This window comes from Clostridium sardiniense (assembly GCF_019753795.1).
GTDB classification, from domain to species: domain Bacteria; phylum Bacillota; class Clostridia; order Clostridiales; family Clostridiaceae; genus Clostridium; species Clostridium sardiniense.
In genome coordinates this window covers 19,517-32,623 of record NZ_JAIKTU010000007.1, presented here as the reverse complement: position 1 = coordinate 32,623, position 13,107 = coordinate 19,517, and the positions used below count along the sequence as shown (strand labels likewise).

11 protein-coding genes are annotated in these 13,107 nt (G+C 28.9%); 1 reads left to right on the top strand and 10 read right to left on the bottom strand.

Going from position 1 to position 13,107, the window contains the following annotated elements:
• Positions 1–94: 94 nt before the first annotated feature.
• Complete coding sequence (locus K5V21_RS09565; protein ID WP_221861075.1) at positions 95–1,225, top strand: glycosyltransferase family 4 protein; 1,131 nt, start codon at positions 95–97, stop codon at positions 1,223–1,225.
• Here K5V21_RS09565 and K5V21_RS09560 read toward each other — a convergent pair.
• The 10 genes from K5V21_RS09560 to K5V21_RS09515 form a co-directional block, all read right to left on the bottom strand.
• Positions 1,214–2,347: an ABC transporter substrate-binding protein gene (locus tag K5V21_RS09560; RefSeq protein ID WP_221861074.1), complete on the bottom strand. Its 1,134-nt coding sequence runs from the start codon at positions 2,345–2,347 to the stop codon at positions 1,214–1,216. The two genes, K5V21_RS09565 and K5V21_RS09560, sit on opposite strands and share 12 nt — an antisense overlap.
• A 13-nt stretch (positions 2,348–2,360) precedes the next feature.
• On the bottom strand, positions 2,361–3,446 hold the full coding sequence (eutH, locus tag K5V21_RS09555; RefSeq protein ID WP_221861073.1) for an ethanolamine utilization protein EutH: 1,086 nt from the start codon (positions 3,444–3,446) through the stop codon (positions 2,361–2,363).
• Between the two features lie 17 nt (positions 3,447–3,463).
• A complete protein-coding gene (locus K5V21_RS09550; protein WP_221861072.1) occupies positions 3,464–4,825 on the bottom strand; it encodes an MATE family efflux transporter in 1,362 nt (453 codons plus the stop codon).
• Between the two features lie 19 nt (positions 4,826–4,844).
• Positions 4,845–5,711, bottom strand: a complete 867-nt coding sequence (locus K5V21_RS09545; protein ID WP_221861071.1) for a DegV family protein — start codon at positions 5,709–5,711, stop codon at positions 4,845–4,847.
• Positions 5,712–5,907: 196 nt separating this feature from the next.
• Positions 5,908–7,242 (bottom strand): 6-phospho-beta-glucosidase, encoded by a 1,335-nt coding sequence (locus tag K5V21_RS09540; protein ID WP_221861070.1) that lies wholly within the window; start codon positions 7,240–7,242, stop codon positions 5,908–5,910.
• A gap of 100 nt (positions 7,243–7,342) precedes the next feature.
• Positions 7,343–8,431, bottom strand: coding sequence for a DUF871 domain-containing protein (locus tag K5V21_RS09535; protein ID WP_221861069.1), 1,089 nt, complete (start codon positions 8,429–8,431; stop codon positions 7,343–7,345).
• 31 nt (positions 8,432–8,462) lie between these two features.
• Complete coding sequence (locus K5V21_RS09530; RefSeq protein WP_221861068.1) at positions 8,463–9,356, bottom strand: N-acetylglucosamine kinase; 894 nt, start codon at positions 9,354–9,356, stop codon at positions 8,463–8,465.
• A 76-nt stretch (positions 9,357–9,432) separates the two neighbouring features.
• Entirely contained in the window at positions 9,433–9,729 is a 297-nt protein-coding gene (locus K5V21_RS09525) for a PTS lactose/cellobiose transporter subunit IIA (RefSeq protein WP_204595460.1), read from the bottom strand.
• A gap of 59 nt (positions 9,730–9,788) precedes the next feature.
• Positions 9,789–10,100: a PTS sugar transporter subunit IIB gene (locus K5V21_RS09520; protein ID WP_204595459.1), complete on the bottom strand. Its 312-nt coding sequence runs from the start codon at positions 10,098–10,100 to the stop codon at positions 9,789–9,791.
• A 249-nt stretch (positions 10,101–10,349) separates the two neighbouring features.
• Positions 10,350–13,079, bottom strand: a complete 2,730-nt coding sequence (locus K5V21_RS09515) for a sigma 54-interacting transcriptional regulator (protein ID WP_221861067.1) — start codon at positions 13,077–13,079, stop codon at positions 10,350–10,352.
• Between the last annotated feature and the right edge of the window lie 28 nt (positions 13,080–13,107).

Sequence of the window (13,107 nt, the reverse complement as noted above, 5' to 3'; positions counted from 1 at the left end):
TTATTATATGAATATCCTTAATTTAATGTGATTTCATTCACAAATTTTACTATCAATAATATTTTATAGTATATAGCTAAATTGAGGTGTTTTAATGAAGATTTGCATAGATTCTAGAAGTATAAACTTACATGCCGGAACTGGTATAGGAACATATACAAGAAACTTAATTTCAGAAATGATAAACATAGATAAGAATAACCAATTTACTCTTATATGGGCTGGAAAAGTAGATACTAGATTTACTCAAAAAAATACTGATCTTATTTACTGTTCTGGACGCCATGGTACTTTTTTTGAAAAAGAATATATTCCAAATTTAATTAAAAATAGAGAATTAAATTTATATCATATTCCTCAAAATGGCATGGGATTCCCTTTTAATTACGATATAAATACAGTTGTAACAATACATGATCTTATACCATATATAATGCCAGAAACTGTTGGTCCAGGATACTTAAAAAGATTTTTAAGAGATATTCCAAATATAATAGAAAATTCTAAAGGTATAATTACTGTCTCTGAATATTCTAAAAGAGATATTCTAAAATTTTTTAAAGGTTATCCAGAAGATAAAGTATTTGTGACACCTTTATCCACAAATTATGAATTTACTCCTATGAATAAAAATAAGTGTAGAGAAACTATACAAGGTAAATTTAATTTTAAAGATCCTTATATATTATATATAGGCGGATTTAGCTCAAGAAAAAATGTTCGTGGTCTAATAAGTGCATTTAATAAAGTTAAAAACAGTCTTTCTAATAAATATAAGCTAGTTCTTGCAGGTTCTTTAAAAGATGACGGCCTTAATTTAAAAACTTATTCTGAAAGCTTAAATTTAGAAAATGATATTATATTTACTGGCTTTTTAGATGATAAAGATCTTCCTGTTCTCTATAATGGTGCAGATCTTTTTGTATATCCATCTTATTATGAAGGATTTGGACTTCCACCACTTGAAGCTATGAGCTGTAAAACTCCTGTTATAACTTCTAATACTACATCAATTCCTGAAGTAACTAAAGATTCTGCACTACTAATTAATCCTACAATAGAAGATGAATTATCTAGTGCTATATTTGATGTACTTGAAAAAGATTCCCTTAGAAATGACTTAATTGAAAAAGGATATAAAAGAAGCCTCCAATTTTCTTGGAGGCAAACTGCACAAATTACATTAAATGTATATGAAACAATATTAGATTCTTTAATTAACTAGATTTCCTTCAATCTCTTTATAAAGATTATAATTATTTATTTTAGGAGCCTTCTTAGAGATATTACTCATAACAACAAGAGGGCTCTTTCCCTCAAAATTCTTAACAATCTCTTCTACTTTATTACTTTTATATGCATATATATAGCTTGGAAATAAACTTCCATCAAGTGCATATTTTAATGCTATATTTGTATTATTACTTACATACTCTAAAAAACTATTTATAAGCTCCTTATCTTCAGCGTTATTAAGAACAACGAGATTTTCACCTTGTGCTACAAAAAATCTATTTGATCCAACTTTAGCAGCTGGAGGATTATTTGCTGTCCAAATACATTTTGTTTCTAACCCTTCAATAGATTTCATTCCATTTATAGAAGATATTTTAGCAAAATATCTTTCATGATTGTTTTTTGTAATAATATTTTTTTCATTAAAATCCTTCAAATTTTTTTCTACATTTTTTATTATCTTATCTTTATCACTTTCATACTGCATATTCTGCATTATAAGTAATGTCCTTAAATCATTATAATCTTGTCCTGTTCCATTTAATGCTCTATACTTACCTTTACTTTTTTTATAAATATCTTCTGAAACTTTAACTAAATCATTCCATGTATTTATATCACTACTAGAATATCCATATTCCTTTAATACATCTTCTCTTAAATACATTACTAAAGGTCTACTTGTAAGTGGAACAGCAATTAACTTTCCATCTATCATTACCTCTTGTAATCTACTACTTGAAAAGTTCATTTTATAAGTATTTATTAAATTACTCTGATCTTCTGGTTTAATTTTCTTTTCTTTCATTAAGCTAGTAAGCTCTTCACTATTAAATAATACAATATTAGGTACATCTTTTTTATTTAAATTTACTATTTTATTAAAATACTCATTATTATTAATATTCTCAATTTTAATCGTTGCTCTCTTATTATTTTTCATATAATCCTTTGCCAGTTCGTCTAAGTAATCATACGTATGATTATTTGCCCAAATAGTAATTTCTCCTGTTATTTTATTATGCTTATCATCACTAAAATAATTTATTATTACAACAGATACAACTATAGTTATAATAAAAATTAATACTGTTCTTATTTTACCATTCATAAAATCAATCCTTCTAATTCTTAACTATACTCTCTTTTTTCTTTATATATAATATTGCAATGAAAACCGATAGAAATCCACAAAATAATTTGATGAATATATATATACCTATAATTTCAGTTGCTTCACTTGCAACAAATCCAAGTTGTCCTCCAAGCACATAGGCCCCACCAACTGAAAAAGCGCTACATAATATTTTCCCCTTATTATCAAGTTCTTCGAAGTTTACAAATACTATTATAGCTGAAGCTAAACTTCCTAAAAATGCAGCAATCGAATTTTTGTTAACTCCAAATTTTAATGCTAATCTATCTAAAGGACTTTCTAACAATCTCTTTAGTACTTCAAGCATAACATATGCACCGCCTAAAAATATAGCAATTTTACCTACTATATTCAAAGCTTCTTGTAATGGCATAAGATTTTTAAAAATCATTACACCTGAAATAGATTGTATTCCTTGAAGTGATAATCCAATTATACTAAGCCACAATATTCCTTTTCCTAAAATATTAAATATAAAAATTATTTTATTTTCGCAATATAATATTCCTATGCTAAGGAGTATAGAAATTATAATTATAGGAATCAAATTTATAAGTATAATATTTATAGGTATCTTAAGTAACAATCCTCCAATAAATAAACCAAAAGGTAATGATATAATACCAAATAACATACCTATAAATAATTGCTGTCTATTTTCCTTTTTTATTATTCCAAGAGCTAAAGGAAGGGTAAAGCTTAAAGTGCACCCTAGCATTGAAGCCATTAAAACTCCTGAAAAATATATCATTTCTTTACTAAGTGCAATATTTTCTGCTATATTAAAAGCTCCCATATCTATAGCAATAATATTTGATATAAATATAGATGGATCAATTCCAAATTTATCTGCAACTGGAACTAAAACTATATTTAATACTTCTGTTATTACCGGTGTTAAAGATATTATTCCAACCATTGCTATAGCAAGTGGTCCCATGCTTTTTATTCCATCAGCAAAATAACTTCCTAATTTAAGTTTATCTCCACAAACATAATCTGCCGCTCCTATTAAAAAAAATATAGCAACAATATATAGTACAATATTCTCCATAACTTCTCACCTACATTTTATGCCTCTGCTACTAGATTTTTAATCCATTTTTTTGATGCCATTCTTTTAAAACATGCAATTGCTTTTGTAATTTCTTCAAAAGTACATAATGCATATACTAAATATACTGGTAATTTAAATACAAATGCTCCCATTAATGCAAAAGGAACTCCTATAAGCCACATTGTTGATGCTTCTATAATAAATGATGCTTTTACATCACCGCCCCCCCTTAATACTCCAACAATTGCTATTATATTATAAACTCTTATTACCATTATTATTGATGTAACATAAATTATTGCCTTTGACCAAGTTTTAACCTGATCTGATACCTCATACACAGAGACTATAGTATTTGCAGATAATGAGAGTGCTATAGCTATAATTATACCGATTATACATCCTATAACTAGGAAATTCTTACTATATTCTGCTGCCTTTTCTTCATCACCTTTACCAACTTGTGCCCCAACCATTACAAGTGTTGCACTACCCATACCAAAAATTATTACCATGAATAAATTATTTATGGTAGTAGCAATTTGTACTGAGGCTATTGCCTGAGTTCCTATTCTCCCGTAAATTACATTATACATAACTGAACCAAGTCCCCAACAAGCTTCATTTAATAATACAGGCATTACTGTGATATATATCTTTTTCACAAATTCTATATTAAAAGAGAATAATTCCTTTAAGTTTCCTGCCAAAATACTTTTGCTAATATAAACATAAGCTACTATTATTAGAAACTCTATTATTCTAGCTATAAGTGTGGCGATAGCTGCTCCTCTTACTCCAAGTTCTGGCATGCCAAAGTTTCCAAATATAAGTCCATAATTCAATACTGTATTTGTAACTAATGCAATAGCACTTGCTATCATAGGTACTATTGATTTTTCTACACATCTTAACGAAATTCCATAATTAAATGTTATAGCAGTAAAAATATAGCTAAAAGATACTATTAATAAATATTGTGCTCCTAGATCTATAACATACTTATCTTTATTAAATATACTAATTATTCCTTCTGGTGCTATTTGAGCTAGTATATTAAATATACTACCTATTACTATTGCAGCTATAATTCCTATTCCAATAAGTTTTTTAATGTTCTTTTCATCTCTTTTACCAAAATATTGAGATACAAAAATCCCTATTCCACTAAATAACCCCATCATTAGTATGTTTAATAAGAAAAAATATTGATTCGCAATTCCTACTGCTGCAATTTCACTTTCTCCAAGCTTTCCTATCATCATTGTATCTACTATATTTAATGATGACATTATAAAATTTTGTATAACTATAGGTAACGCTATAATAAGTGCTTTCTTATAAAAACTTTTATCCATGCTAAGTATTCTATTCATAATTGCCCCCTTAATGTATTTAACTTTTAGTATAGTATGCAACCCCAATGCTTCCTGGACCAACATGTAATCCAATTATTGGTCCTATAGAATCTAATATTATATTGCATTCTATTCCTTTTTGCTTTAGTCTATCTTCTAATTTTTTTTTAAGTTCTATTCCTTCATCCTCGCAATTTATATGATGTATCGCAATCTCCCCAAGTCCTTTTTTATCAATATCTTCTATAACTTTATTGATTATTACATTTATTGCCTTTCCTCTTGTTCTAACCTTATTAAAGATAGTAGTTTTTCCATCAGTTACTGTAAGAATAGGAACTATTTTTAATATACTTCCAACTAATGCAGCTGCACTCCCTATTCTTCCTCCTTTTTTAAGATATTTTAAAGTCTTTGGCATAAATAAGAACTTGCTTTTATTTATTACTTCTTCCGCCTTTGATACAACTCCCTTAATATCATCTCCTTCTTTTGCTGCTTTTGCTGCAACTATTGCAGCATAGCCCATTTGCATACAGTTTGTCCTAGAATCCAAAATTTCTATCTCTGCTTCTGGATACTCTTCTAAGATTATATTTTTAATCATATTTGCACTTTGGTAAGTTCCACTCATATCAGATGAGATTAATACGCAGACAACCTTATCTCCATTTTTAATAATATTTTCAAATTTTTCTTTAACTTCATTTATACTCGGTTGAGAAGATGTTGGTAAATCATCTAATTTCTCTAGCTCATCAAAAAATTCTTCATTAGTAAGGTCAATTTCTCTATAGCTTCTTCCTCCGAAGATAACATTTAGAGAAATAACTTCAATATCCAATTCATTCCTAATATCTTTAGGAATATAACTAGTACTATCAGTTATTATTTTTACGCCCATTCTTACCTCCAAAATTTGAATAATCTAGAACAATTATATCATAACTTATTCATATTTTATTCCAATATCATTCACTTTCTATTCATTTATATATAATAATAAAATATATTAATACATAAAAAAAGAACCCATATAAATAGGCTCTTTTTTATAATAATCTACTTTATAGATTCACTCTTTTTATAAAAAGTCTTTTTTATTTACCTTCAAAATATTCTTTAAATTGTGGCAAATAATTTTTATGTGCTTCTAATAATTCATCTAGAAGAGTCTTAGCCATACTTTCTGAAGGTATTAATGGATTCATACAAAGTGCCATTAACGCCTTATGATAGTCTCCTGTAACAGCTGCTTCTACAACTAGTCTTTCAAATGATTTAACTGTTTGAATTAATCCATTTACTGATACAGGAATTTCTCCCATAGCTAATGGCTTTGGACCATCTTTTGTAATCATACATGATATTTCTACAGCCGAATCATCATCTATTCCTTCAAGAGCTCCATTATTTCTAACATCAATTGGTTGAATATCTCCTTCATCATTATAGATTGAATAAATTAATCTACAAGCTGCATCTGAATAATATGCTCCTCCTCTTTTTTCTAATTGAGGTGGTTTAATATCTAAGTTTTCATCTTTATATAAATCAAATAAATCTGATTCTAATCTTTTAACTACCTCTGCTCTTGTTTCTCCTTTTGAGAATTCTTTTAATTCATCCTCTAACATTTGAGCAGTTTGGAAATAGTATCTATGATATGGGCAAGGCATCATTCCTAAAGCTTTTATAAAGTCAGCATCCCATCCAAAATCTTTTACATTTTTAACTATTGATCCAAGTTTACCTTCTGCAATAGAATCTATAACTTTACTAGTTACATTTTCTCCATCAACATAAATGTTCTTTCCAAATACCATATGATTTAATCCAAAGAAGTCAAATCTTACTCTTGAATGGTCAACACCTAACATATCTGCTGCTGCCTTTTCCATTCCTATTGGAACATTACAAAGTCCTATGACTTTTTTATTTCTACCGTGTCTAAGTAATGCTTCTGTTACCATACCTGCTGGATTTGAGAAGTTTATAAGCCAAGCATTTGGGCAAAGTTCTGACATATCTTTATCTATATCTAAGATTACAGGTATTGTTCTTAATGCTTTAAACATACCCCCTGCACCATTTGTTTCCTGTCCTATAACGCCATGACTTAATGGAATTCTTTCATCCTTAATTCTTGCATCTAAAAGACCTACTCTAATTTGAGTTGTAACAAAATCAGCATCCTTTAAAGCTTCTCTTCTATCTAAAGTTAAATGAATTTCCATAGGAATTCCAGCTTTTTTAACCATTCTCTTAGCAAGGTTTCCTACTATCTCAAGCTTTTCTTTTCCTTCTTCTATATCTACAAGCCATAATTCCCTTACAGGTAGCTTATCATATCTCTTAATAAATCCTTCTACTAATTCTGGAGTATAACTTGACCCTCCACCAATAGTAACTATTTTTATTCCTTTTTTGTTCATTCTCTACACCTCTTTACTTAATAATCTGTAATTTTCTTTTGTAAGATTTTAATCTAAAAGGCTATGGTATTAATATCCCCATAGCCTAATGATATTTAAATTATTTTAATTTAAATGCGAATTTACTCCATGGTTCAATATAATCTAATAAGAATTGCTCATCTTCTACAACTCTTCCAACTACATTAGTTTTACCACTATTTTCCATTTCTTTTATTGCAACTTGAAGCTCTCCAGCATATCTTGTATAAAGATCTGATTCTATTAAGATATCACCCTTTTTCATATCTTTTGTGTTAAATGGAGCAAAGCTTTCCCCCTTATATTTAACTCTTGATTGAGTTGATCTTATAACATAATCTGAAACATCCCCTCTGTTAAAGTGAAATTCTTCAAGAACTATCTTCTTTTGTAGTTCTGGTATACCTTCTTCTAATTCAACAGAAAGTTCTAACATTTCTTTATTAATTTCACTTAATGCTTTAAGCTCCTCTTCTGATGCGAAACAGTTAGCTATTATTACATCATCAATTAAACCTGTAGCAAATAAGTGTTTAGCTTGTACATCTATAGGCATATCTCTATGCATTTCTAATGTGCAAAGTCCTTCTGATACTGGCCATGGTCCAAATTCCGCCTTAGGGGAATTTACAAATGCAGCTGTATTTATTCCAAGTTCTTTAAATTGTTTACTACACTTTATAAAATGATCATATGAAAGTCCTGTATAAACATGAGGATAGAAATTATGGCATCCATATAAATTATTTAAATTTGGTTTATATGAAACTATATTATCAACATATTTAGTTCCATTACTCATATTAAGTTCTACTTTTAATCCATATTTATTAAAAGTCATTATAGCTTCCTCATTACCTGAGAATCCCATATCTAATCTTATTCCACTAAGTCCCATATCTTTAAATACCTTAAGATCTGTGATACTAGCTCCTAAATTATTAAATACCGTTGGATCTAAATCAGCTATAACTTCCATGTTATGTTTATTTGCTACATTAAGCATAACTTTGAACTCTTCTACAATATCTTCTATTGATTTTCCTTCTGCTGATAAAAGGCATGTGAAAATTCTTTCAAATCCATACTTTGCGGCAAGCTCTATATATTCTAATATCTCATCAATTGGACGATGTCCTGGATATACTGAAATACCTAATCTCTTCATTAATATGTCCTCCAATACCTTCTAAATCTTTCTACCTTACACTGTTATTGTATATATAGTATGCACCCTTTGCTGCTGATACATCTTCATCTACAAATTCAACAACATTTATATTTTTGTTTAAGTATTCTTCAAATGCATCTCTCAATATTTTAGATTTTTTTATAGCACCTCCAACAAGGCCTATTTTACACTTATTAAAATCTAGACTTTTAAATACTCTTTCTGCATCCTTTGCAAGTGCAATCCCTTGAGTTTCTAATATGCTCCTAGCATATTCATCACCTTTTTCTGCATATTTAGATACTAATCCCGCAAATCCTGCTATCTCATCCTTTGTTGCTGAGTATATAAATCCAATTACTTCATCAACTTCTTGAACATTAAGTTCATCAAGTATTGATTGTGAAAGTTCACTTCTTCCTAAACCAAAATCATATTCATAAATCATTCTTTTAAATGCTTCAATTGAAATCTTATATGCACTTCCTTCATCGCCTAATATATGGCCCCATCCACCACATCTAGCCTGCTTTGTGCTATTTATACCAAAAGCTGTAGAACCAGTACCTGCTATAACAAGTATTCCATCTTCACCCTTTAGTAATGCTTTTAAAGCTAAATCTCCATCATTCATAATAACTGAATCTAAATTAAACTTTGACTTAAGCTCATTTTGTATCTTTTTAGCATTATCAGATACCTCTGAACCTGCAATACCAAGATATATACCCTCTAACCCATCTATACTCAACTTATCTAATATTTCGTTAACAGCGCTAGTTATATTATTTAAGGCTTCTTTCTCATCATTAAGCAAATTTCCAAAACCAGTTAAACTTTTAGCTAAAACTTCTCCATCTAAGCTATAAGCTACAGCTTCAGTTTTAGTACCTCCGCCATCAACACCAATTATATATTTCATAATTTTTAATCTCCTTAACATATAATTAATGAACTCTAATGCTTACCATTAGAGTTCATATTTAAAATGCTATAAATTATAGTCTTGCATGTATGTCAATTATTTGACTTGCTAAATCTTTTAATGTCATAGTTGTCATTAAATGATCTTGAGCATGAATTAATAATAATGAAAATTCTGCTTTTTGACCTCCAGCTTCACCTTGTATTAAGCTAGTTTGTGAATGATGAGCAAGTCCTAACTCTTCATTTGATTTCTCAATTAATCCTCTAGCACCTTCAATATCTCCACTTTTTGCAAGTTCCATAGCTTCCATTGCATAGCTTCTAGCTTCTCCACTATGCATTATTAAGTTTAAAATTATTTCTTCCATGTGTCCCTAACTCCCCTTCATATTGCCAAACTTTTGACACAGTTATGATCTACTGAATCTTATTTTTCATCGATTAATTTTAATGCATGTGCTAAAACTTTTGCGCCATTCATTGTTCCATAATCTACTGTATTTATTACATCAACAGGAATTCCCATTGGCTCATATTTTGATTTCATTTTATTTAATAAGAATCTAACTTGTGGTCCTAATAATAATACTTCCATTTCATCTTCGTGATTCTTAACGTCTGCTTCTGAATAAGCGTTTATTAAACATTCAATCCCTTGTTCCTTTGCAGCTGCTTGCATCTTTGTTACTAATAAACTTGTTGACATCCCTGCTGAACAACATAATAATATTTTTTTCATAATAAATTCCTCCTTAAGATTTAAACTTTATATTTTTTATATTATATTTTATTATTTTACTTTTTCGTTTTGTGTTCCTTTACACTATTTATATATAGCAAATTGCATGCCAAAATATTCTCGAAAAAATTTTTTTTATTTTTTTGTAACTATGGCTTATTTACTAACTTTCATCTTAATAAAAAAAGTTTGTAGTGTGCAATTTAAATTACACACTACAAACTTTATATTTTACACACTTTTTACACTCTACACAGAGACTATATTTTCTAAAAACATTCTAACTATAAATGCTAGATCGTCTTCATTTATCTTTATATTATAATTAACTTCAAGCTTTCTAAGATTTTGTCTTATAAGTATAAATTCTCTATTATGTTTATTTCTAAAATCATTTAAATTATCAAATTTCTTTCTCTTTCCACCCTCAATTATTTTTTCAATTAAGAAACATATATGAATTACCATACCAACAGCTACTTCATGTGATATTTTAATATTTAGATTCTCTTGTACTTCTTGAATAACTTCTCTTACTATTTTAACAAGATATTCTCCATCTACTTCTTCTAATTGAGCATCTATTGAATTCGCTATCTTTTGAAAGTCTTCTTCTTGGCTTATAAAATTCTCTAGTACTGATAATCCATCTCCTGCTAGAATATCTGGCGCTGATATAAATGGTATTCCCTCTACATTTAAATTAACAGTACCAACTATCGCTAAAATATTGCTATATTTCTTTAAATTATCCACATTTTTAATAAAGTCATCTCTATCTAATATGTTTAGTGGTTTAACTTTTACATTTGGATTATTGATTCCACTAACTATTAATTGCCTTAATTTTTCAGCCGATCCTTCTCCAGTAAAACATGTTGTAACTATTACTTTCTCTTTCTCAATCTTTGTATTTTTTTCTCGTTTTAATCCAAATCTACTGATTTCTAAACAAGCTTTACATATCTCATCTATTTTTCTTCCATTTAGAGCTTTTCGTCCAGCTTCAATAACTGCAAGTGTACTTATCATATCTATTGTTTTTACATCTATGTTAGTCTCATCTTTAATCATCTCACCAAAATTAGTTAAAGAGCCCATATCAACTAATAAAATGACACCTTTTCCTTCATCTATTTCTTTTACCTTTTCTTTTGCTAGCTCATACATCTTTTCAGCCTTCATACTTAATGGCATATCAAGTGCATTTACATGAGTCTCTCCAATTAATTTATTTGCAACCTCAACCATACTAGATGCAGTTGAATGTCCATGCATTATTACAATTACCCCAACCTTACCTTCTTTTTTCTCATCAAACTCATAAGGCTTTGCTGCTAAGAACATTGTAAGATATCCTATCTCATCAAGTGGTACTTGTATATTAAATTTATCATCAATCTTTTTAGCAGCTTCCATTGCAACCATAAATTCATTAGAGTATTGAGACCTAACAAAATTTAATTTAGGATGATATATCTTATTTCCTTGCTTTATTCTCTCTAAACTTCCTTGAAGATGTAATGCTAATCCAAAATACACTTTTTCATCGTAATGAGTATTTAACTTCTCTGAAGCCATATTTAATATTTCTTCTACCATATTAGCAATATCTTCGCTAACGACCTTGGTTATCTCTTCTTTTCTTACCTCTTCTGGAAGATCCCTTATATATTTTTCAAAATAGCTTTCTATATCTATATTTATTATTTGATTTATTTCTTCTTCTTCCATACCTTTTTTCTTTAGGTAATCTAATTTGTTTTCTATAATATCGTAAAAATAATCGCCTTTAATATTCTCTTCTTCTTCATCCATAAGATTTATTATATTATCATCATTATATGAAAATCTTAAAACGTCTGAAGCACCTCCTAATAGTTCATCAATTTCTTTTCTACGATCTTGAAGATTCATAAGCCCCCTATTTACTCTTGGATGTAAATCTCCTTGCTCAACTATTATAAAATCTTTATTATTTGCTTTATAATTTAAAAAAGCCTTTGCACATGCAAGTTGTATATCACTCTTTAATTGCCCTATATTGTTTGGACAATCATATAATAAAAATGAAATAAGGGCATTTTTATTAAAATATATACTATCTCCTAATCTATGTGATTCTGCTTTTATGAATTGCTCTAGTAAATGATATCTTTCACCTGCACTTCGCTCCTTAAGAGATGGAAGTGTTATTGACATTGGAATTCTTCTAGTAAATGTCTTTAAAAGATATGACTTTGGATCCTCTGTTGTTGCTGCAATAATTTGAGCATCTGAATATATTGGATTATCAGTATCACCAAGCGGTCTAAAATACCCTTTATCTATATATGTAAATAACATTTCTTGTCCTTGAGGAGATAATCTATGAATTTCATCTAGAAATATTATTCCTCCATTTGCCTTTTTAAGCAATCCCTCTTTATCTTTATCAGCACCTGTATACGCTCCCTTTTTCACCCCAAAAATTTGAGCAATTACAAGCTGAGGATTATCTGCATAATCTGCACAATTAAACCTTATAAATGGTGCATCTTTATCTAGCAAATTATCTTCCTTTGCAAACTGATACATAAGTTCTGCAAACATCGATTTACCTACACCTGTTTCTCCAAGAATTAAAGTATGTAATCCTCTAGGTGGATACATCATTGCAGCCTTTGCCTGCTGAATAGGTACTTGTAGGCTTTGATTTGCACCAACCATCATATCTAAACTATTATCACCAGAATTTACTTTTAAAGGTTTTCTATCTTGAACAGTTTCCTTTTCTTTTATTGTGTTAATTGATGCATATCTTACTGGTCTTCCTTCTTCTTTAGTTACTTTTCCATCAGAATACAATTTATTTAAATATCTTGATACATTTGCCCTATTTGAATTTATGTATTCACTTAGTTCTTGTGCCGTTACACCTCTATTTTCTTGTGCTTGAAGGTCTAATAATGATTGATAGACCTCATTAATCTTACTCATAAAATCCTCCCTTTCTCAACACTATAAT

Coding starts and splice junctions, on each gene's coding strand:
- K5V21_RS09565 (WP_221861075.1), top strand. CDS start 95: ATGAAGATTTGCATAGATTCTAGAAGTATAAACTTACATGCCGGAACT.
- K5V21_RS09560 (WP_221861074.1), bottom strand. CDS start 2,347: ATGAATGGTAAAATAAGAACAGTATTAATTTTTATTATAACTATAGTT.
- eutH (WP_221861073.1), bottom strand. CDS start 3,446: ATGGAGAATATTGTACTATATATTGTTGCTATATTTTTTTTAATAGGA.
- K5V21_RS09550 (WP_221861072.1), bottom strand. CDS start 4,825: ATGAATAGAATACTTAGCATGGATAAAAGTTTTTATAAGAAAGCACTT.
- K5V21_RS09545 (WP_221861071.1), bottom strand. CDS start 5,711: ATGGGCGTAAAAATAATAACTGATAGTACTAGTTATATTCCTAAAGAT.
- K5V21_RS09540 (WP_221861070.1), bottom strand. CDS start 7,242: ATGAACAAAAAAGGAATAAAAATAGTTACTATTGGTGGAGGGTCAAGT.
- K5V21_RS09535 (WP_221861069.1), bottom strand. CDS start 8,431: ATGAAGAGATTAGGTATTTCAGTATATCCAGGACATCGTCCAATTGAT.
- K5V21_RS09530 (WP_221861068.1), bottom strand. CDS start 9,356: ATGAAATATATAATTGGTGTTGATGGCGGAGGTACTAAAACTGAAGCT.
- K5V21_RS09525 (WP_204595460.1), bottom strand. CDS start 9,729: ATGGAAGAAATAATTTTAAACTTAATAATGCATAGTGGAGAAGCTAGA.
- K5V21_RS09520 (WP_204595459.1), bottom strand. CDS start 10,100: ATGAAAAAAATATTATTATGTTGTTCAGCAGGGATGTCAACAAGTTTA.
- K5V21_RS09515 (WP_221861067.1), bottom strand. CDS start 13,079: ATGAGTAAGATTAATGAGGTCTATCAATCATTATTAGACCTTCAAGCA.